The organism is Bacillus alkalisoli (genome assembly GCF_002797415.1).
GTDB classification, from domain to species: Bacteria; Bacillota; Bacilli; order Bacillales; family Bacillaceae_I; genus Bacillus_CD; species Bacillus_CD alkalisoli.
Genome location: NZ_KZ454944.1, coordinates 2267831 through 2288510 on the forward strand (window position 1 = coordinate 2267831; position 20680 = coordinate 2288510).

General features: G+C 34.9%; 20 protein-coding genes. 4 read left to right on the forward strand and 16 right to left on the reverse strand.

The window, feature by feature from the left end:
* Nucleotides 1–58: 58 nt before the first annotated feature.
* Complete coding sequence (locus CDZ89_RS11270; RefSeq protein ID WP_096154543.1) at nt 59–781, reverse strand: cytochrome c biogenesis CcdA family protein; 723 nt, start codon at nt 779–781, stop codon at nt 59–61.
* Between the two features lie 227 nt (nt 782–1008).
* Between CDZ89_RS11270 and CDZ89_RS11275 the strand changes: the two genes are divergently transcribed.
* On the forward strand, nt 1009–1176 hold the full coding sequence (locus tag CDZ89_RS11275) for an aspartyl-phosphate phosphatase Spo0E family protein (RefSeq protein WP_406564889.1): 168 nt from the start codon (nt 1009–1011) through the stop codon (nt 1174–1176).
* A 308-nt stretch (nt 1177–1484) separates the two neighbouring features.
* On the opposite strand, the gene CDZ89_RS11280 is transcribed toward CDZ89_RS11275, so the two are convergent.
* From CDZ89_RS11280 to CDZ89_RS11310, 7 genes are all read right to left on the reverse strand, one after another.
* Nucleotides 1485–3287, reverse strand: a complete 1803-nt coding sequence (locus tag CDZ89_RS11280; RefSeq protein ID WP_100333718.1) for an ABC transporter ATP-binding protein — start codon at nt 3285–3287, stop codon at nt 1485–1487.
* A gap of 4 nt (nt 3288–3291) precedes the next feature.
* Nucleotides 3292–5040 (reverse strand): ABC transporter transmembrane domain-containing protein, encoded by a 1749-nt coding sequence (locus CDZ89_RS11285; RefSeq protein ID WP_096154545.1) that lies wholly within the window; start codon nt 5038–5040, stop codon nt 3292–3294.
* A gap of 169 nt (nt 5041–5209) precedes the next feature.
* The gene (locus CDZ89_RS11290; RefSeq protein WP_096154546.1) at nt 5210–5428 is read right to left on the reverse strand and encodes a YneF family protein; all 219 of its coding nucleotides are present in this window, start codon (nt 5426–5428) and stop codon (nt 5210–5212) included.
* A gap of 92 nt (nt 5429–5520) precedes the next feature.
* Entirely contained in the window at nt 5521–5958 is a 438-nt protein-coding gene (sirA, locus tag CDZ89_RS11295; RefSeq protein WP_096154547.1) for a sporulation inhibitor of replication protein SirA, read from the reverse strand.
* A 162-nt stretch (nt 5959–6120) separates the two neighbouring features.
* Complete coding sequence (tkt, locus tag CDZ89_RS11300; protein ID WP_100333719.1) at nt 6121–8121, reverse strand: transketolase; 2001 nt, start codon at nt 8119–8121, stop codon at nt 6121–6123.
* Between the two features lie 67 nt (nt 8122–8188).
* Nucleotides 8189–8419, reverse strand: coding sequence for a DUF896 domain-containing protein (locus tag CDZ89_RS11305; protein WP_096154549.1), 231 nt, complete (start codon nt 8417–8419; stop codon nt 8189–8191).
* A 41-nt stretch (nt 8420–8460) separates the two neighbouring features.
* Nucleotides 8461–9132 carry a YneB family resolvase-like protein gene (locus tag CDZ89_RS11310; RefSeq protein ID WP_096154550.1) on the reverse strand — a complete coding sequence of 224 codons (672 nt, stop codon included), beginning with the start codon at nt 9130–9132 and terminating at the stop codon, nt 8461–8463.
* A 144-nt stretch (nt 9133–9276) separates the two neighbouring features.
* On the opposite strand from CDZ89_RS11310, the gene lexA reads away from it, so the two are divergent.
* Nucleotides 9277–9891 carry a transcriptional repressor LexA gene (gene lexA / locus CDZ89_RS11315; protein ID WP_096154551.1) on the forward strand — a complete coding sequence of 205 codons (615 nt, stop codon included), beginning with the start codon at nt 9277–9279 and terminating at the stop codon, nt 9889–9891.
* Nucleotides 9892–9971: 80 nt separating this feature from the next.
* Here the strand turns inward: lexA and CDZ89_RS11320 are convergent, their stop codons facing one another.
* The 6 genes from CDZ89_RS11320 to hflX all read right to left on the reverse strand — a co-directional run bounded on the left by CDZ89_RS11320 (nt 9972) and on the right by hflX (nt 16361).
* Nucleotides 9972–10241 (reverse strand): hypothetical protein, encoded by a 270-nt coding sequence (locus CDZ89_RS11320; RefSeq protein WP_096154552.1) that lies wholly within the window; start codon nt 10239–10241, stop codon nt 9972–9974.
* Between the two features lie 108 nt (nt 10242–10349).
* Entirely contained in the window at nt 10350–10976 is a 627-nt protein-coding gene (locus tag CDZ89_RS11325; RefSeq protein ID WP_096154553.1) for a hypothetical protein, read from the reverse strand.
* 480 nt (nt 10977–11456) lie between these two features.
* Nucleotides 11457–12791: a type I glutamate--ammonia ligase gene (gene glnA / locus CDZ89_RS11330; RefSeq protein WP_096154554.1), complete on the reverse strand. Its 1335-nt coding sequence runs from the start codon at nt 12789–12791 to the stop codon at nt 11457–11459.
* A 62-nt stretch (nt 12792–12853) separates the two neighbouring features.
* Complete coding sequence (locus CDZ89_RS11335; protein WP_096154555.1) at nt 12854–13261, reverse strand: MerR family transcriptional regulator; 408 nt, start codon at nt 13259–13261, stop codon at nt 12854–12856.
* A 482-nt stretch (nt 13262–13743) separates the two neighbouring features.
* The gene (locus CDZ89_RS11340) at nt 13744–15012 is read right to left on the reverse strand and encodes a methionine gamma-lyase family protein (RefSeq protein WP_096154556.1); all 1269 of its coding nucleotides are present in this window, start codon (nt 15010–15012) and stop codon (nt 13744–13746) included.
* 80 nt (nt 15013–15092) lie between these two features.
* On the reverse strand, nt 15093–16361 hold the full coding sequence (hflX, locus tag CDZ89_RS11345) for a GTPase HflX (protein WP_227521501.1): 1269 nt from the start codon (nt 16359–16361) through the stop codon (nt 15093–15095).
* Nucleotides 16362–16585: 224 nt separating this feature from the next.
* Between hflX and CDZ89_RS11350 the strand changes: the two genes are divergently transcribed.
* Nucleotides 16586–17194: a trimeric intracellular cation channel family protein gene (locus tag CDZ89_RS11350; protein WP_096154557.1), complete on the forward strand. Its 609-nt coding sequence runs from the start codon at nt 16586–16588 to the stop codon at nt 17192–17194.
* Between the two features lie 147 nt (nt 17195–17341).
* Here CDZ89_RS11350 and CDZ89_RS19950 read toward each other — a convergent pair whose 3' ends face one another.
* Complete coding sequence (locus CDZ89_RS19950; RefSeq protein WP_096154558.1) at nt 17342–17875, reverse strand: glycosyl-4,4'-diaponeurosporenoate acyltransferase CrtO family protein; 534 nt, start codon at nt 17873–17875, stop codon at nt 17342–17344.
* Nucleotides 17872–18972, reverse strand: coding sequence for a glycosyltransferase family 2 protein (locus CDZ89_RS11360; RefSeq protein ID WP_096154559.1), 1101 nt, complete (start codon nt 18970–18972; stop codon nt 17872–17874). Before CDZ89_RS11360 ends, CDZ89_RS19950 begins: the two co-directional genes overlap by 4 nt.
* Nucleotides 18973–19156: 184 nt before the next feature.
* Here CDZ89_RS11360 and CDZ89_RS11365 point away from each other — a divergent pair, with 184 nt between their 5' ends.
* Nucleotides 19157–20662: a phytoene desaturase family protein gene (locus tag CDZ89_RS11365; protein WP_100333720.1), complete on the forward strand. Its 1506-nt coding sequence runs from the start codon at nt 19157–19159 to the stop codon at nt 20660–20662.
* The last annotated feature ends 18 nt before the right edge of the window (nt 20663–20680 follow it).

Consider the following 20680-nt stretch of genomic DNA (forward strand, 5'->3'; position numbering starts at 1 on the left):
TAATCATAACTTTATCTCTTTTTATACTAGTAAGCAATAAAAAAGTGTATAAGTTTTGTTAAAACCCTGTAAATCCGCCCGTTAGACGTGAGAACACTTCAATGATTTTTGTCATTAAATCAAAGAAAAGTAGAATTCCTACAGCAATCATTAAGGACCCACCAATCTTCATTATTTTAGCATAGTTACTCTTAACCCAGCCCATTCTGCCGATAAAGAAACTTAATATAAAGAAAGGAATAGAGAATCCAAGTGCATATGCAACCATATAGATCATAGCAGAATTAGGATTCGTTGCGGCTAGACCAATAACTGCACCTAAAATTGGCCCCGAACATGGTGTCCATCCAGCAGCAAACGCTAAACCAATCACTGTACTCCCGAAGTATCCAGAAGGACGATTTTTAAAGGCTAGCTTTTTATCTTGCATTAAAAACTTCGGCTGAAATACTCCTAAAATGACAAATCCAAAAAAGATAATTAGTATGGCTCCTAATTGCCTTAATAAATCTTGATACTTAATAAAAAATCCACCGATAAAAGTAGTACTAAATCCTATTGCAATAAAAATAATACAGAATCCTAAAAGGAAAAACAGAGTATGTAATATACTTCGTCTTTGCATCATTCCTTTTTCAGATTTTAATTCTCCCACTGACATTCCCGTAATATATGAAAGAAACGCCGGATAAATTGGTAGTGTACAAGGCGAAATAAACGATAAAAATCCTGCACCAAACGCAAGGAAAACATTTAAATCCGTAAAAACCTCTCCAGTCACGCAAAAACCACTCCTTTACATTCATACTTCTCAATATACTATTATATTTATACTATTATTATCATAACAAAAGAAGTAGTGCGATACATACTAACAAGTCTATTAAAACTATGACGAAATAATGACATTATAAAAAAAGGTGATTTCCAACATTTTTCCTTTGAATTAATTACCATTACTATGTATAATTATCATACATAATGATTGATGAGAGAGAGGCATTTACTTTGACAACTATTACAAAACAAGACATTCTAAAACTCATCGAAAACAAACGAACGGAACTATTAGAAATAGTTGCCAAAACTGGCTTATCCTCCTCCAAAACGTTACAAATAAGCCAAGAACTAGACACTCTAATGAACAAATATAATGAAATGAATTTCTCTAATTAATAGAATAAATCTAAAAATGAAAAGACATTGAAAGACTGAATACGAGATCAAAATGTATACAAAGTGCCGGTGGTGTGGACGACTCCTCGAAAATGCTTCCGCATTTTCTTCGTGCGATGTTTTGCTCCCGTAGCCTTCCTTGTCCTGCGGGATAGGGTAGGCTGGTGAGACCCCGCAGAGCCAAAGGGCTCGAGGAGGCTCACTGCCTCCCCTGCGGAAAGCGTCCACACCACCGGCACGGCTTATTAATAACAATATTACTAACAAAGGGGCTGTTCAGAAAATTCTTTCTGGACAGCCCTTTTTTTTTAATTATTCGTTACAACATCTTCTAACTTGTTTGCCGTTCCGTTTTGTAGTAGATACATTTTTTGATACAAGCCTTCTTGACTTATTAATTGTTGATGTGTACCTCTTTCTACAATTTCTCCTTGATGAAGCACAAATATTTGGTCTGCATCTTGGATTGTAGATAATCGATGTGCAATGGCAATTGTGGTTCTACCTTTTCTCATTTTCTCTAGCGCAACTTGAATTGCTTCTTCTGTTTCTGTATCAATATTGGCAGTAGCCTCGTCTAGTACGAGAATTTTCGGTTTTGTGGCAATTGTTCTTGCAAATGCAACAAGCTGTCTTTGCCCACTTGAGAAGGTGGACCCGCGTTCTACCACTAACTGTTCATACTTATCTGGCAATCTCTCAATAAAATGATTTGCTTGAACAAACTCCGATGCTTCCACAATTTCTTCATCCGTAATTTCCTCATTATGCAGTCGAATGTTATGATTAATTGTTCCATAGAAAAGAAACGGATCTTGAAGTACTAACCCCATTTTTTTACGAAGTTCATCATCGTTATACTCTTTAATAGATACACCGTCTATTAATATATCGCCTTTTTCAATAGCATAAAACCTCATGAGTAAATTAATAATCGAGCTTTTCCCACTACCTGTATGACCAACTAGAGCAATTGTTTCTCCTTGTTTTGCAGTGAAAGAAATATTTTTTAACACATCTCTTGATCCATCATACGAGAATGTAACATTTTTAAATTCAATTTCCCCTTTAGATACCATATGACTATTATTACTTTGAGCAACCGGAGCTAACTCTTTTTCATCTAATAAAGTAAACACACGAGATGCAGAAACGATTGCCTGTTGGTACATAGAAAGTCTCATCATCATTTGATTGACAGGTTCGAAAAATCTTCCTAAATAGTTAACAAACGCATATAAAACCCCTATTTCGATTTCACTACCTAAAGAAGCTATTCCAAAATAACTTAAAACTAATATTAAGGAGAACACATAAACTAGATCGATGGCTGGGCGAAGTAACAATCCATCTAATTTTATATTTTTCATTCCAGCTTTATAGTGAGCATCATTTATGTCACTAAATTCTTTTCGTAATCGGCGTTCCTGTCTAAACACTTGAATGATCGACATACCCTGTAAACTTTCATTTAACTTCGCATTTAATTGACTTAATCTTTCCCTCATATCTGCATAAAAACGAGAGCTAAAGTGGCGGTATGTTGCCATGATCCCAAAGATAATAGGGATAATTAGTAAACAAAATAGTGCTAACTGTACGTTTAAAAGGAACATGGCAATAAAGATACCGACTAAAAAGACACCATTTTGCACAAAAGTAGAAATAACACTTACAAACATATCTTTAATTGCTTCAGTATCGTTCGTAACTCTCGACACAATACTTCCACCAGGAGTTTTATCGAAAAATTTCAATCCAAGCTTTTGAACTTTCGAGAAAACATCAATACGTAAATCTTGAATAATTTTTAAAGAAATCTCTTGAAACTTTAAAAGTTGAAAATAAGTTAATATAGTTTTTACGATTAGTATCCCTACATAAAGTGCTGCGAGGGTTGTAATAGGTCCCATTTCAAATGAGTTAGGTGTTAAATAATCATCAATAAATACTTTAACTAAATATGGGCCAATTATCTCACCGATTGTTGCGAAGATGAGTAGAATAAACGCAAAAATAAATTCTTTTTTATACTTTCCTGCATAGGATAATAACCTTTTTAATACGGTTCTTTGTTCTTTTGCTGTGATTGTTTGTGTTTGAATATTCATCTATTTACCCTCCATGCTCTACAAGGGATTCCAGCTGCTGACGGTGATACATTTCTCTATACCAGCCTTCTTCTTCCATTAACTCTTCATGTGTACCTTTTTGTACAATTGTTCCACTCTCCATGACAATGATAATATTGGCATGTTGAATAGCACTTAATCGATGAGAAGTAATAATGGTTGTTTTCCCTTGTCGGTTTTCTTTTAGGGCATGTAATATGTTTTCTTCCGTCTTCGCATCTACTGCTGAGAGAGAATCATCTAGTATTAATATTTCAGGATCCATAATTAACGAACGAGCAATGGAAATTCGTTGCTTTTGACCACCTGATAATGAAACTCCTCTTTCACCAACAACGGTGTCATACCCGTGTGTGAATTGGATAATATCATCATGAATGTTTGCTAGTTTTGCAGCATGTACTATATCTTCAAATGAAGCTTCTGGACATGAGAATGCAATGTTGTCCGCAATCGTCGCTGAAAATAAGAAATGATCTTGAGGAACGTATCCGATTGCTTTTCGTAAATACTCAATTTGATATTCGTTAATGGAACGATGTCCTATGGAAATCGAGCCATGTGAAAGGTCAAATTCACGAATTAACAATTTTAATAGACTTGTTTTCCCGCTACCAGTCTTTCCAACAACCCCAAGTGTCCCACCTTGTGGTAAGGAGAAAGTTATATCTCTTAGAACACTTTCAGCTTCTGTTGGATACGTAAATTCTTTAATGTTATATGTTACATCTCCACTAGGGACTGTAGCTATAGCTTCTGACTTGTCTTGAATATCTACTTCTTCTTTTAGAAGGTTCGTTACACGATCATATGATGCACGTCCACGTTCTACAATATTAAACAACCAGCCAAATGCAAGCATTGGCCAAATTAGCAAGCCAAGGTAAGTAGTAAATGCAATTAACTGACCTATCGATAGCTCTCCTTGTACAACATAATACCCACCAAAAGAGACGGCAAGAAAGAATGAAACACCAACAATAAACCCAATTGTAGGGTCAAATAAAGAATCAATTTTAGCGACTGTTACATTTTTCTTCACAACATCTTCTGATTGCTTTTCAAATTCTTGAATATCTTCTTTTTCTTGACCAAACGTTTTAATCACTTTTATTCCATTAACACTTTCTTGAACTTTATCATTTAAAGAAGAAAAAGCCGCTTGAGCTTTATGGAATGTTTTGTGTAATAACGTCCCATAATAGTTTGTGGAAAGAGCCATAAATGGCATCGGAATTAAACAAATTAACGTTAATTTCCAACTTATTGTCGTTGCCATTGCAATTAAAACAAAACCACCAGTCATTAGGGAGTCCACTAATGTTAGTACTCCAGCACCTGCTGTTTGTTGAACTGCCTGCAAATCATTAGTAGAATGGGCCATTAAATCCCCGACTCTTTTCTTCTGATAAAACCTAGGAGACATTTTAGTGAAATGTTCGTATAGTTGGTTTCTTAATAACCTTCCTAGACGAACAGAGGCACCAAAAATCATGATTCTCCATAAATAGCGCAGTATATATACGATGATTGCAGTTACGAGTAAGACGACCATCAATTGCAAAATTAACTCCCTCGTTAATTCCCCATTTGCAATATAGTCCACTGTTCTTCCTACAATAAAAGGAGGTACTAATTCAAGCATTGCAACAAATGCAAGTAAGATTACTCCAGGTATGTACGCTTTTTTTTCTTGTTTAAAGAACCACCAAAGATCTTTAAATATACTCATTGACTATCCCCCAGCTGTCTCTTTTCTTTTTTTAACTTTTTCAGTTTAGCAAATTTTCTAATTTTTAGGAAGAGTTTTATGATTGAAATGAAGGAATGCGTAGTAAAATTAATTGGAATTTCCTAAACAATAGAAAAAGCACCCATAACAATGAGTGCTTGTCTCTTTATTATTTCATTTGGTTGTTCATTGCTTTCATCATTTGTGTGATTTTTTTCTGAGAAGGTTTCATTCCCATTTGCATCATCATCACTTTTAACATTTGTTCGTTAATTGGTGGATTTTTCTTTAAGTAGCTCATCATGTATTTACGAGCGATGAAAAATCCTAGTGCAACTCCTGCTAGAAGAGCTACTACTATTAATGAAATCGCGAGCCATAGTTCCATCTTACTATTTCCTCCTTAAAACGTATCTACTAATGTAGTTTACTAAACCAAAGGTAATTATACAACATTCTCTTTTAATTTTCTTCTAAATATTATACAAATTTCCTTTGTTTGATAGGAAAAAGCCACCCAAACCTCTCCGCTTTTAAATCAATAGCAAGGTAAAAAGGATTTTCTTTTCTTAATATTTCAAAGAAAATCGTTTCCGCCTCAAAAGAACCAGTTGCCGTTAACTCTATAAAATTTTCAAAAATAGAAATACTAGCAGCAGATCTACTATTCGGCAACCAAATAGAATGCTTGTACATGTGTCCTTCATAATCTTTTCTATTTTTTAAAGTAGACTCCATAACTTTCTGAATCTTAAAAGTAGGAATTGTTTGTGTAATAAAGTCGATTTGCTTCGTTATTATTGGCTTCAGTCTTTTATTTTGATCAAACTCTTGAAAAAGTTGATATATCTTAACTTCTTTTCCGTAATATTGTTTCGCTACTTCTTCTTCTATTAAATAGATATGATAATGTCGCATAGAACTCCTCCTACCACGAACTCTTATCTTCTATTATAGAAATATCTAGTAACGACGTTTGTCATTTCGTGGTAAAGATATATTCTATTTTTGTCGAATAGGAAAATCTACATATAAACATGAAAAAAACCGCCATTCAATCGATTGACGGTTTTTCTACTATTATAATAACTTTTTCACTTTTGCTACTACATTTTCAACTGTAAATCCGTATTCTTCCATGATTTTATTACCAGGAGCAGAAGCACCAAATGTATGAATACCAATGATGTCTCCCTCATCTCCCGTATATCTTTCCCAACCTAATGGATTTGCCATTTCAATAGCAAGACGTTTTTTAACCGTTTTTGGTAGAACGGATTGCTTATACTCATCCGTTTGCTTCTCAAAGCGATCCCATGAAGGCATACTTACAACAGAAACATCAATACCTTCTGTTGATAAAGCTTTTTGGGCTTCTACTGCTAACCCTACTTCAGAACCAGTAGCTAAAATTAGCGCATCAGGTGTTTCTTTTTCACCTTTAGAAATAATGTACGCTCCTTTATTTACCCCTTCATATGCAGTTTCTGCAGTACCTTTAATAGTAGGTAAGTTTTGGCGTGTTAACACTAATGTTGTAGGTGTTTTTTCTGATTGCATTGCTATCTTCCAAGCTGCTGCTGTTTCATTACCATCCGCTGGTCGAATGACACATAAGTTGGGCATACAACGTAAGGATGGTAGTTGCTCAATTGGCTCATGTGTTGGCCCATCTTCCCCAACAGCAATACTGTCATGAGTAAACACAAATGTTACTGGCAGGTTTTGAAGTGCTGCTAAACGAATTGCCGGACGTAAGTAATCAGAGAATACAAAGAATGTACCACCGAATACTTTCACACCACCGTGAAGAGCCATACCGTTCATTGCTGCACCCATTGCAAATTCACGCACACCAAACCATATGTTACGACCGCTATAATCTTCAGGTGTGAAGTCTTTATCACCTTTAATCATTGTATTGTTAGAACCAGCTAAGTCAGCAGATCCACCAATTATTTGGCGAGTATTTTGAGCTATTGCATTTAAAACTTCTCCAGATGAAGCACGGGATGCAAGACTCTTACCTTCGTCATAGACAGGAATATCTTTATCCCAACCTTCCGGTAATTTCCCTTCCATCGCTAATTGTAATTGCTCTCCTAATTCAGGAAATTTTGATTTATACTCATTGAACATCGCAGACCATTTTTCTTCTACTTGTTGACCTTTTTCCGTTACAGACTTTTTGAAATTCGTATATACCTCTTCTGGTACATGGAAGTCATTTTCATAAGCCCATTTGTAGTATTCTCTAGTTAAATGAATTTCATCTTTTCCTAATGGCTTACCGTGAACATCTGATTTACCAGACATATTTGGTGATCCGTATCCAATAACCGTCTTTACTTCAATTAATGTAGGGCGATTTAGATCTGTCTGTGCTTCTGCAACAGCTGCGGAAATTTCTTCAATGTTATTTCCATCTTCTACACGAGCGTATTGCCATCCGTAAGCTTTAAATCTCCCTTCTACACTTTCTGAGAAAGAACGATCTAAGTCACCATCTAAAGAAATGTCATTCGAATCATATAGTACAACAAGACGACCTAATTTTAGGTGCGCTGCTAATGATGCTGCCTCAGCAGAAACACCTTCCATTAAATCTCCATCTCCACAAATACTGTATGTAAAATGATCGACAACATTGAATCCATCTTTATTATATGTATCTGCTAAATGTCTTTCTGCCATTGCCATACCTACAGCCATAGCGATACCTTGACCAAGTGGGCCAGTTGTCGCATCAACCCCAGCTGTATGTCCAAATTCGGGGTGACCTGGTGTTTTACTCCCCCATTGGCGGAAGTCTTTTATATCTTCCATTGATAAGTCATAACCACTTAAATGCAATAAGCTATATAAAAGCATAGATCCGTGACCTGCTGATAAAACAAATCTGTCACGGTTAAACCAAGTAGGGTTTTTGGGGTTGTGGTTCATAAATTTTGTAAATAACGTATATCCCATTGGTGCTGCGCCCATCGGCATACCTGGGTGTCCTGAATTTGCTTTTTCGATTGCATCAATAGAAAGATTACGTATAGTATTAATGGATAATTGATCAATATTTGTTGTCATTTATTTCAACTCCTATATATTTTCAGAACTACTGTTTAGTATGTTCCATTTTTCAAGAAAACAGTTGTTAATGTAGTCGTTTATTTTGTTCATCTTTTAGTTTTTTCGGTGTAACATCATTTCCGTTTGGATCAACCACTTTAACAGAATGAAGGGTATTTACCATGGATGAACGAAATGTTTTTATGTATTCTTCTCTTAGATTTTTTTGTTCTTGTGCTTCTGCATCTGTTAAACCTACCGACTTGGATTTATTTGATAGGGCATTAATGCGGGCAATTTTTTCTTTTGAAAGCATGGAGGTACTCCTTTTCATACTAAGAATATGCATTTATCTTACTAAAGCGTATCATTTTTTACAAGTGAAGACTCCTTTTCCTTCATATATTCTATGTACCTTCTGTGAACAGTTGCTTTGGAAACATTGAATCCAAGACCCCTTAATGTGGCAGCAATTTCAGCAAACGTTAATTTATTGCTTCGAAGTCTAACAATCTCTTCTACAGGTATTTCTGTTCTTTCTCGCCCAGGGCTTTTATCAATATTTTTCAAGTTCTCCAAAGGGTTATACCCTTCTTTTATTGCTTTCTTCATTCCTCTTTTAATTTTCAAGTTGTGAAGCTTTCGTTGGTATTCTTCTACTATTGATACAATATCTAATACCATTGAATCCGATTCAGATAAAGTTAATTTTCCACTATCAACAATAGAGTATATATGTACATTATGTTTATTAAGTAAATGCAATAATGCTATTTTAGCTTTTCCTCTGCCAAGTCGTGTCTCGTCTTGTACAAGTAATACATCTATTTTTTCTTTCGCTAAAAAGTCCATTAGTTGAAAAATACCATCTCTATCAATTTCATACCCACTTGCTTGTTCTTCAATAACATGAACTACGTTAATTTTATAATTTTGTGCCAATGTAGTTAATTCTTCCTTTTGACGAATTAACGATGTTTCTTGTGTATCTTTTTTTGTACTAACTCTACAATAAATAATCCCTCTCACGATAATCACCAACCACTTTTTATTAAATCATTATGAGTAGAACGTATATTCTTGTCAAGTAGATGTTCGAACTTATGTTTGTATTTTGTTCTTCTACATGGTATAATATTCATAATAATACGAGAGAAAACGAGGTGCATACTTATGAAACTATCAAAAAGACAGCAAGATATTTTAGATTTCATTAAGAGCGAAGTACAAGTAAAAGGCTATCCACCTTCCGTTCGAGAAATCGGTGAAGCTGTTGGCCTCGCTTCTAGTTCAACTGTACACGGTCATTTAGCTCGACTTGAAAGCAAAGGGTTAATTAGACGTGATCCAACCAAACCAAGAGCAATTGAGGTTATAAGCTTCGAACAAGATATTCCAAAAATAAATGTAGTACAAGTTCCTATAATCGGAAAAGTAACTGCTGGACAACCTATTACTGCTGTAGAAAATATAGAAGATTATTTTCCACTACCAGAACGCTACGTTTCACCTGACGAACTAGTGTTTATGTTAGAAGTCATGGGCGACAGTATGATCGAAGCAGGAATTCTTGATGGAGACTTAGTAATCGTTCGCCAACAACAATCGGCAAATAATGGTGATATTGTGGTTGCAATGACAGAAGAAGACGAAGCTACTGTAAAACGTTTTTTTAAAGAGCGAGATTATATTCGTTTACAACCTGAAAATTCTTCTTTAGAACCTATCATTGTTAGAAATGTAACTATTCTAGGAAAAGTTATTGGCGTTTATAGAAACGTCCATTAATACATCAGCCTGCATAGCAGGCTTTTTTACTTTAATACAAAGGAAAAGCCTCTAACACTCGTTGTTAGAGGCTACTTTTATTACTGCATTTTCTTATTGTAATATTTAACGGAGTACATAGCTCCTTCACTTACCATGTTGTTATCAGCAAAGTCATCCGGATGTGGATTGCCTGCTTTCTTTAAGGGGAAAGTTGTCTTCTTATACTTTAATGGTAACAATTTATTTCTTAAGAAAGTTGTATAGTTAGCTACTCTTGTTCTAGCTTTTTCACTAGACAAAATACCAATACTCGTTGCTCCTAATCCGACTCCTATTGCAATGATTGATTTTACTGGCTTCATTTTCATATTCGTCGCCTCCCTATACCTTTCTATACTATATACCCCCTACTAAAAATGTTAAACATAAAAAGCTATCCAACAGTTAAAATTGGACAGCTTTTTACATAGATTCTATTAAAAGTTTGCACGAACTCTAATTTCTTCACCAATTGTATCTTTGTTTTCATTTTGCACAGCTGGGATTTTTATTTCTACCCATTCTACTTCACTAGCACTTGTATCTAAGAAGAAAAACAAAGAACCTTTCTTCTCTTCTTTTCCGTCAAGCGTATCACCAAACTCATTACTAAAAATTGGGTTTGCGTTTTCAATTACTTGTCCATCGCTTGTCTCAATCGACATATTATCTACTAGAAATAATAGCTTCTCATCAGATAAATTATTAACGATAAGGTCTACTTGGATATATTCAATTGCTTCTTCGCCTACATATTCAGCAAATTCGCCTTCAAGTTCTCCACTCATTGCAGCTACTTGATAAAATTCTACTTCTACATCTCCTGTCTTAGCAGATTCCACATTACCATTTCTTGCATGGATGATAAATGTACCACCATCTGTAATGATTGGCTCACCTATAGGAGTTACCCAATCACCATCCTCTTCTTCTGTGTCACTTTTGTTTTCATCAGAGATATCCGGCTTCTCATTATCTGTTGCTTTCTCGTTATTGTCATTCGAACATGCAACTGTCATTGCAGCTAACATACTAATAATGAATAGTAAGAACCATTTTTTCATAGTTAAGTAATCCCCTTTTTCGTATATATAAATCTGATTATACATTATTTTGAGATAATTTGTAGAATTAAGATGAAATTCACATGAAATTTTAATGTAGAATAATCAACTCTCTTAATTGCCGCTGTTGCTTTCCGTGCAAGGCTCCGCTTTCCGCGGGCGGGTCGGGAGCCTCCTCGACGCATAGCGTCTGTGGAGGCTCCCGTCTCCCGCTTCTCCCGCTGGAGTCTGCACCTTGCACGGAAAGCAACAGCTAGGATTTTCTATATTCATTAGTAAACTTTAATATATTTTGAATAGGAAAAATCCCATGTTAGCAAAAAGATTTAACATAACACTTATAATAAATTCAGGACAAACTTATAAATTTTCATAATAAAAGAGTAAAAGAGAGAAAGAAGAAATTCCATAAACAACTAGACCTGTTGTTCCAATAAAGAAAACCCCTCGACACCAATCGGTATCGAGGGGTTGCATTTATTAGTACTGAGTCATATATTGGTCGCGCTCCCATGGGTGAACTTGCGTGCGGAACATATCCCACTCAATTTCTTTTGCTTCAATAAAGTGCTCTAGTAAATGTTCGCCTAATGCACCTTGAATTACTTCATCTTGCTTTAATAAGTCTAATGCTTGAGCAAGTGTAGCTGGCAGGTCAACGATACCTTCTGCTAAACGCTCTTCTTTGTTCATTACATAAATGTTACGATCTACTGGTTTTGGAGGAGTTAAACCGTTTTTCACTCCATCAAGTCCTGCAGCAAGTAATACTGCCATCGCTAAATATGGGTTTGCTGCTGGATCTACACTACGAATCTCAACACGAGTACTTACTCCACGAGAAGCTGGAATACGAATTAATGGACTACGGTTACGAGCAGACCAAGCAACATAACAAGGTGCTTCGTAACCTGGTACTAGACGCTTGTATGAGTTTACTGTCGGATTTGTTACTGCTGTAAAGTTTGGAGCGTGCTTTATAATTCCAGCAATAAATTGACGAGCTGTTTCACTTAAACCTTGATCCGCTTGTTCGTCATAGAATGCATTTACGCCATTTTTGAATAATGAAACGTTACAGTGCATACCTGATCCGTTAACACCGAAAAGTGGTTTCGGCATGAATGTCGCATGTAATCCATGCTTACGCGCAATTGTTTTTACAACTAACTTAAATGTTTGGATGTAGTCACATGCTGTAATAGCATCTGCATATTTAAAGTCGATTTCATGTTGACCTGGTGCAACCTCATGGTGAGAAGCTTCAATTTCAAAGCCCATTTCTTCAAGCTCTAATACGATGTCACGTCGACAATTTTCACCTAAATCAGTCGGAGCTAAGTCAAAATATCCACCTTTATCGTTTAGCTCTAATGTTGGTTCGCCTTTTTCGTCTAATTTAAATAAGAAGAATTCTGGCTCAGGTCCTAAATTGAAATCAGTGAAACCTAAGTCTTCCATTTCTTTTAACATACGTTTTAAGTTTGCACGTGGGTCTCCATCAAATGGAGTTCCATCTGGATTGTAGATGTCACAAATGAATCGAGCAACTTTACCTTTTTCTGATGTCCAAGGGAACACTACAAATGTATTTAAGTCAGGGTATAAATACATGTCTGATTCTTCAATACGTACGAAACCTTCTATAGAAGATCCGTCAAACATCATTTTGTTATCTAACGCTTTTTCTAATTGACTTACAGGAATTTCAACATTTTTAATTGTTCCTAAAATATCCGTAAATTGTAAACGAATATACTTTACATTTTCCTCTTCCACAATGCGAACAATATCTTCTCTGCTGTACTTTGACATTTTAATAGTTCCTCCTCTTAATTATCACTTTACATTTTAATATGAGTTTACTAACTAACAAATTAATGGAAAAATCGAGACATGTCTCCTTGACGAAGACTTGTTTTGTTAAATCGTCCCGCTTGCATCATTTCGGCACGCAGTAACTTACGTAGTTCATCATTTGTTAAGTCTCGTTTTTCAATTGTTTCTCGAGTATTTTCCGTTATGACGGTTGACTTATGTGCTTCCTTCACAGCCAATATTTGTTTAATGCCTGCAAGATTTACTTTTTGGTCTAATAAACTTTTAATTTCAAGTAGTTTATCAACGTCATTGAATGAAAATAATCTTCTATTACCTTCTGTTCGGGCAGGAAATATGAGTCCATTTTCTTCGTAGTAACGAATTTGTCTGGCCGATAACTCCGTTAGTTTCATCACAATATTCATAGAAAACAACGGCATCGAACGTCTTAAGTTATCATTCATATTATTTCTCCTTTCCTAACATCTTTTGAAGATAATACTAATATATTCGATGTTAGGAAATATGTCAAGCGTATGTAAGGTTTTCTAACATGGAAATCAATATTGATTTTCCTTTTTATATTTTCCTTTAAATTGTCTGTTTTAAACATAAGAAAAGAACCAGCCTGGAACAAAACTAAATCTATTTCCTTAAAGTCGAATAATTAGTGTCAGGGTAACATACCGCAGATGATTGGAGTGCAAACCTTTGCTTTCCGCGGGCGGTAAAAAGGAAGGTTATTTTAACTATCGTGAAAAAACCTACTCCTCGGCGCAAGCGCCTGTGGGGTCTCACTTAAACACGCTTTCCCGCAGGAGTCTTCGGTTTGCACTCCAATCATCTGCTAGAAAGGTATAAAAAACCCGACTTATTCCTATATATTAGGGATAATGTTCGGGTTTTTCTAAGTTCAATATAGTTTTGATCCAGGCTCTACTAAAATTTATATTCTTATTAACTCTTTTGTAATTAAATGGTCCACTGCAGAACAGACAGCTATTTTCACATGGCTATATGTCAAGCCACCTTGTACATACGCAACGTAAGGTGGTCTAATCGGACCGTCTGCGGTAAGTTCTATACTTGCACCTTGAATAAACGTTCCTGCTGCCATAATAACGTCATCTTCATATCCAGGCATATAGCTTGGATATGGCGTTACGTGAGAATTAACAGGAGATGCATACTGAATCGCTTGACAGAATGCTATCATCTTATCTTTATCGTCAAATTGAACCGATTGAATTAGATCCGTTCTTTGACTATCCCATGAAGGAGATGTGTTCATTCCTAATTCCTCTAAAAATGCAGCTGTAAACACCGCTCCTTTTAAACTTTGAGCAACTACATGTGGAGCTAAAAAGAATCCTTGATACATTTCTTGTAATGAATAAAGAGAGGCACCAGCTTCAGCTCCGATACCAGGAGATGTCATACGATAAGAGCAAGCCTCTACAAGATGTGCCTTTCCAACAATATAGCCACCTGTTTTAGCTAATCCTCCACCTGGATTTTTTATTAATGAACCTGCCATTAAGTCTGCTCCAACATGACACGGCTCTTGAAGTTCCACAAATTCACCGTAACAATTATCTACAAAAACTACAACATCGCTTTTAATTTCTTTCACAAATTGTATCATTTCCTTTATTTCTTCAATAGTAAAGGATGGTCTAGTAGCATATCCTTTCGAGCGTTGGATACCAATCATTTTTGTATTTTCGTTTATAGCATTATTGACAGCTTCCCAGTCAATCCCTTTGTTGTTTTTCAACTCTATAGATTTATAGCCAATATTGTATTCTTTTAAAGATCCAACACCAGTTCCTCTAATCCCTACTATTTCTTCTAACGTATCGTAAGGTTTACCTGTGATATATAATAAGTCATCACCGGGTCTTAACACACCAAACAATGCAATAGAAATGGCATGCGTGCCAGAAATTATTTGCGGTCTAACTAACGCACTTTCCCCGCCAAAAGCCTTTGCATACACTTTTTCTAACGTATCTCTGCCAATATCATCATAGCCATATCCCGTCGACGGAATGAAATGACTATCACTAATTCTAAATTCTTGAAAACTTTTTAAGACAGAAAACTGATTTGTTTCTGCATTTTCATCTATTTTTTTAAATGTATCTTGTATTTTGGCTTCTACTTTCTTTACGATCGGTTTAATACTTTCCCCATTTTGTAACAAATCAAACATGCTAGTTTCTCCTTTAGTTGAACTAATTCCATAAATACGTTACGTTTTTCGTACAGTAATCATATTTTTATGAAATGTTCTCAGTTGACCATTAATTCTTCGATAAAATGAGCCATTTTCGCAGTGGTAAAAAAGTATCCTTTACAATCATATACTTCTTTATCTTCATCAAAAATAATTTTTTCTAAAACTGTCTCTTGTTTTAATTGGTTTAACAATCGTCCTTCACTTGACTGTATTTTCACCTGATAAGGTTTCATCTCTTTTTTCATCATTTCTTCAATAGAAGAGACAAGTTCCTTCCTGTCTGAATCATTTAGAGCACTAATTAATATGGCTTCTTTTTTATAGATAAAAGGTTTTGTAGACGTTAGTTGATCTTTCTTATTATAGACTGTTAACATCGGTATCCCTTTAACCCCTAAATCTTGAAGTAAATTAGTTACGGTCTTTTCATGATTTTCGTAATCTTCATTTGAACTATCCACTACATGTAAAATGAAGTCAGCTTCTACTACTTCTTCTAATGTAGAACGAAACGCTGCAATTAAACTCGTTGGTAAATCTTGAATAAATCCAACTGTGTCTGTTAATAACGCTTTATAGCCCGATGGTAATGTCATTTGTCTTGTTGTCGGATCGAGTGTAGCAAATAATAAATTTTCCTCAAATGCTTCAGCTTCCGTCAAACGATTAAATATCGTTGATTTACCTGCATTCGTGTAACCAACAAGTGCAATTTGAAAGGCTAAGTTTTTCTTTCTTCTTTCACGATATTGTGTTCGATGTTTTACAATAGATTGTAACTGCGCTTTAATTTCTACAAGTCTTCTATTAATGTGACGTCGGTCTGATTCAAGTTTCGTTTCACCGGGGCCTCTAGTTCCTATTCCGCCACCAAGCCTAGAAAGTTCTACACCTTTCCCTGTTAGTCTAGGGAGCATGTATTTCAGTTGAGCAAGTTCTACTTGTAGTTTTCCTTCTTTTGATTGTGCTCGCTGTGCAAAAATATCTAAAATTAATTGAGTACGGTCAATGATACGTGCCGACAACATTTTAGTTAAGTTTCTGTGTTGACTTGGCGAAAGCTCATCATTAAAAATAATGACATCCGGGTCATATTCTTCTTCTAATAAAACTAATTCTTCTATTTTTCCTTTTCCTATATAAGTGGCAGGATGAACTCTATCACGTTTTTGAGTGATAGACATGACCACTTCACCATTAGCCGTTTTCGTTAAGGATGATAATTCTTCTAAAGAATAGTGGAAGTGTTCATCCGTATGTCTAGGAAGTTGACACCCTACTACAATAGCTCGTTCCCGTTCATTATGTACGATTTCATTCAAAAGCGGTTACCCCTTTACATAAATAATATTAAGTATTCATTAAGATTAGATTTTAAGCTCTTTAATACCTTGCTAATACTATATCAAAAGATAGTTACTTCTACTATTAATTTACTTAAAAATTGTATTGCATTATTTTCGTTTTAGCTTTAAAATCAGTAAGGTTTGATATTATTGTACTCATAAATAAACTTTTTTATATAACATCTTGGAGTGGGACAAACATGACATGGGAAATTTTTAGTATTATTGGCACGATTGCTTTTGCTGTCAGTGGAGCTATTGTTGCAATGGAAGAAGAATACGATATTTTAGGCGTATATATTTTAGGCATTGTAACCGCTTTTGGTGGCGGGGCAATCCGAAATTTATTAATTGGGGTACCCGTATCAGCCCTTTGGGAACAAGGTATGCTTTTTCAAATTGCACTAGTTGCAATGACTGCCGTTTTTTTATTCCCTAATAACCTTTTAAAACATTGGCGAAAATGGGGTAACTTCTTTGACGCCATTGGACTTGGCGCTTTTGCAATACAAGGGGCTCTTTTCGCAACTAGTATGGGACACCCAATTAGTGCAGTCGTCGTTGCAGCTGTCTTAACTGGAAGTGGTGGTGGAATAATCCGTGATTTACTCGCTGGAAGAAAGCCACTTGTACTAAGGTCAGAAATTTATGCAGTATGGGCTATCATTGCCGGACTTGCAATTGGTTTTGGTTTAGTAAGTACTCCTATTGAGTTATTAGTGTTATTCGTTTCAATTGTAACTCTAAGAGTGCTATCTTACACATATAAATGGCAGTTACCAAATAGAGCTTTTCACTTTAATAATTGAATCAATTTCATAATTACGGATCGTTTAATGAAAAACGAACGTTTTAGTATAATGCATAATAATATGATAGTTTATTAAGATGAATAATTATAGAACACGATGCTATCATACGTTTATCGTATAGTATTCATACATTATGAAACGGACTCAATTAAAATTAGATGTATTTCGAGTAGGAGAGTTATTTCTATATCTCTTCTTTTTTTGTATAAAACGACCTAGTACTTTATTAAAGCGCATTCTGTTGTATCTCTGAACTAAGATGCATGGAAGATTTGCTAGGACACCATATAAAAGAATGGCTAAGTAAGCTTCAACAGGGTTCCAAATAAAGAAAAAACATAAAGGGAAAAACGTCACGAAGTGTGTTAATTCCGCCCTTTTCGTTTCCATAATGAAAGAATAAAAATACGCTTCGTTTTTTTCTTTAAGCCTTTTCTTTTGAAACCCATGTTTAAATAATTTTGATCCATCTGGCAAATATTCTTTCCACCTTTTAATCTTAAGCATACTGTAAAGCTGGGTATTTTCCTCCCACTGAAAATGATAAAACAAGTTATTATTTTTCAAAAACCACTTTTTGGGTATCCTTAAACAAACCCACGATCCGATAAGATGAATAGAGAGTATACTAACTATATTTAATGCCGTACCAGTTATCGGTGTTAATGAAATAATCAAAACTTGTCTACCTTTTCCTCGATAACAATTTCTCTACCCTTCCATTTTCCTTTTTTCTTTCCAAAGGTAATAAAACTAGAGTAAAGAAATACTAGTAAAAAAAACATTAAATGAACTGGATACAAAAACGCAGTCCCCCAACCAAAATTACCAACCTTCGCCAACGACCACCGTAAATGAATAACAATCATAAAGTAAAAGAATAACTTCATATAAAGGTTAAAGGAAAAGTTAGTGACAACTGTAAACAATCCACTTATCCAAATGGACACAAGAGCTAAGTAAATCAGGTTCGTTTTTACCGCCCCAGTTGCAAAACTTTTACCCCAACCAGCAACTAATGATCCTATTTTGCTCGTATACATTCTCATTTCGATGGCACCTTTTCCACTAAAACAGTATACTTTTCCACCTCTTTGTTGAATAATTTTAGCAAAAGATAAATTTTCCATTAGTTCACTTTTCACTTTCTCATGTCCGCCAAAAACGAAATAGTCTTTCCTTCCGATAAGCATCACTTGTCCAAATGCACCAGAGGTTTTAACATGTTTTCTAAAAAGATGAAATGACCCAAGCGAACTCATAATTACTAGGTGGAAGAAGCTAGATAACTTCTCTACATTCGATTTCATAACATGGTAAGGTTGTATAGAAATAACACTCTTGCTCCCTTTATATTCGGCTAGTATTTTTTCCAAACCGCCTTTTTGCACCCAAGTATCAGCATCTAAGAACATGAAGTAATTTCCTTTAGCAACTTGTGCTCCATTCCATAACCCCCAAGCTTTACCAAACCATCCTTTAGGTAATTGCGGAATAGAAATTACGTCTACATGAAACATTTTAGCAACTTCAGCTGTACCATCGCTAGAATGATCATCCATTACAAGAATTTCACGTATTTTATTTCTATATGGAAGTAACGATTCTAATAATACTTTTATATTCGTTTCCTCATTTCTAGCTGGAATAATAATGGTTAACTCCTCTAAGGAAGCAGTATGAACATTATTTTTCCTATCATCTTGAAACGTTGGTATAGAAGCTATTAAAAACCAACCTAATAATACTGTAACTACTCCAATAACAACAAACATTTTCTCACCTCATTTGATGTGATGATCCAAGAAAAATTCCCATTTTTGTTTTTCTTTAAAGTTTGAAACAAATTTTATCGGACAAACTATAAAGTTGAGAAGGTAAAAAGTTGAAATGCACTTTCTTTTCAACTGTATTTATCATCATAGTCAAAAAAACAATTTTTCATAAGGAGTTTTTAAAATGAGTAAAAAAGTTATTGTAATCGGTGGTGGATTAGGAGGTCTGTCTGCAGCAATTAGATTAAAAGCAGACGGTTATCATGTTACTGTTTTAGAGCAAGGAGAAAGATTAGGTGGTAAATTAAATATTCGTACTGGTAGTGGCTTTTCTTTTGATACAGGGCCTTCCATCTTAACAATGCCATGGGTGCTAGAACAACTATTTAAATGTGTTAATAGAAATGTTCATGACTATTTAACGATCCAGAAAATCGAACCGCAATGGAGAACCTTTTTTGAAGATGGAACAAAAATAGATATGACAAGTGAATTACCAACGATGCTCTCAGAAATTAGAAAGTTATCTGATAAAGATGCAAACCAATTTTTCGAATATATGAATTTTGCCAGTAAAATGTATGAATATAGCTTAAAAAGTTTTTATAAAAAAAGTCTGTCCGGTTTAAATGATTTAAGAGCATTACATAATATAAGAGAGTTATTTACGATGGATCCGATGAAATCAATGGACCAAATTACAAAAAAACATTTTGAAAATAAACATGTACAACAACTTTTCAATTTTCTCATTATGTATATTGGCTCTTCTCCTTACCAAGCACCCGCTGTCCTTACGCAACTTGCTTATGTACAACTTGGTCTAGGAATTTACTATGTAAAAGGTGGCATGTACAAAATTGCTGAAGCATTAACTCAAGTGTTAGAAGAACTTGAAATTAATTATCAATTAAATTGCAAAGTTAGTAAGATAATAACAGAAGGTGACAAAGCGAAAGGAGTAATGCTCCAAGATGGCTCTATCATTCATAGCGATATAATTGTTTCTAACCTGGAGGCAATACCAACGTACCGAACTTTACTAGCTGAGCACCCTCGCTCTCATGAGTCTACAAACAATCTACAAAAGTATAGTCCAACTGTATCTGGACTTGTATTATTACTAGGTGTAAACAAAGAATTTAAACAATTAGCACACCATAACTTCTTTTTCTCTGAAAATCCAGAAAAAGAATTTCATGAAATTTTTAACGAAGGTAAACCTACTGAAGATCCTACAATCTATATTGGTGTGTCTTCAAAATCAGATCCATCACAAGCGCCTTATGGAAAAGAAAATTTATTCGTATTAACACATGTTCCACCTTTAAAAGAAAGAGAGAACTGGGATGTCTATAGAGACACGTATCGATCTATTATATTGAGAAAGTTAGAAAGAATGGGATTAAAGGATTTACAAAAGTCTATTGAATTCGAATATCGTTTTACTCCAAACGATATTCAAAACTTGTATGGTTCTAATGGAGGTAGTATTTACGGAGTTGTTACGGACAGAAAGAAAAACGGAGGATTTAAAATTCCTTGTCGTAGCAACATTTTATCTAATTTATACTTTACAGGAGGTTCTACACATCCAGGTGGAGGAGTACCAATGGTAATTCTATCTGGACAACTTACAGCTGATGCTATTAAGGAAAATAATTTTAGTGTTAGTGAAGATATCGGATAATAAAGATAGCTCGGAAAT

Excerpts from the sequence above, each read along its gene's own strand:
- CDZ89_RS11320 (WP_096154552.1), bottom strand. The coding sequence starts at position 10,241 with ATGAAAATGAAGCCAGTAAAATCAATCATTGCAATAGGAGTCGGATTA.
- CDZ89_RS11325 (WP_096154553.1), bottom strand. The coding sequence starts at position 10,976 with ATGAAAAAATGGTTCTTACTATTCATTATTAGTATGTTAGCTGCAATG.
- tkt (WP_100333719.1), bottom strand. The coding sequence starts at position 8,121 with ATGACAACAAATATTGATCAATTATCCATTAATACTATACGTAATCTT.
- CDZ89_RS11350 (WP_096154557.1), top strand. The coding sequence starts at position 16,586 with ATGACATGGGAAATTTTTAGTATTATTGGCACGATTGCTTTTGCTGTC.
- glnA (WP_096154554.1), bottom strand. The coding sequence starts at position 12,791 with ATGTCAAAGTACAGCAGAGAAGATATTGTTCGCATTGTGGAAGAGGAA.
- lexA (WP_096154551.1), top strand. The coding sequence starts at position 9,277 with ATGAAACTATCAAAAAGACAGCAAGATATTTTAGATTTCATTAAGAGC.
- CDZ89_RS11285 (WP_096154545.1), bottom strand. The coding sequence starts at position 5,040 with ATGAGTATATTTAAAGATCTTTGGTGGTTCTTTAAACAAGAAAAAAAA.
- CDZ89_RS11280 (WP_100333718.1), bottom strand. The coding sequence starts at position 3,287 with ATGAATATTCAAACACAAACAATCACAGCAAAAGAACAAAGAACCGTA.
- CDZ89_RS11305 (WP_096154549.1), bottom strand. The coding sequence starts at position 8,419 with ATGCTTTCAAAAGAAAAAATTGCCCGCATTAATGCCCTATCAAATAAA.
- CDZ89_RS11340 (WP_096154556.1), bottom strand. The coding sequence starts at position 15,012 with ATGTTTGATTTGTTACAAAATGGGGAAAGTATTAAACCGATCGTAAAG.
- sirA (WP_096154547.1), bottom strand. The coding sequence starts at position 5,958 with ATGCGACATTATCATATCTATTTAATAGAAGAAGAAGTAGCGAAACAA.
- CDZ89_RS11335 (WP_096154555.1), bottom strand. The coding sequence starts at position 13,261 with ATGAATGATAACTTAAGACGTTCGATGCCGTTGTTTTCTATGAATATT.
- CDZ89_RS11360 (WP_096154559.1), bottom strand. The coding sequence starts at position 18,972 with ATGTTTGTTGTTATTGGAGTAGTTACAGTATTATTAGGTTGGTTTTTA.
- CDZ89_RS11365 (WP_100333720.1), top strand. The coding sequence starts at position 19,157 with ATGAGTAAAAAAGTTATTGTAATCGGTGGTGGATTAGGAGGTCTGTCT.
- CDZ89_RS11290 (WP_096154546.1), bottom strand. The coding sequence starts at position 5,428 with ATGGAACTATGGCTCGCGATTTCATTAATAGTAGTAGCTCTTCTAGCA.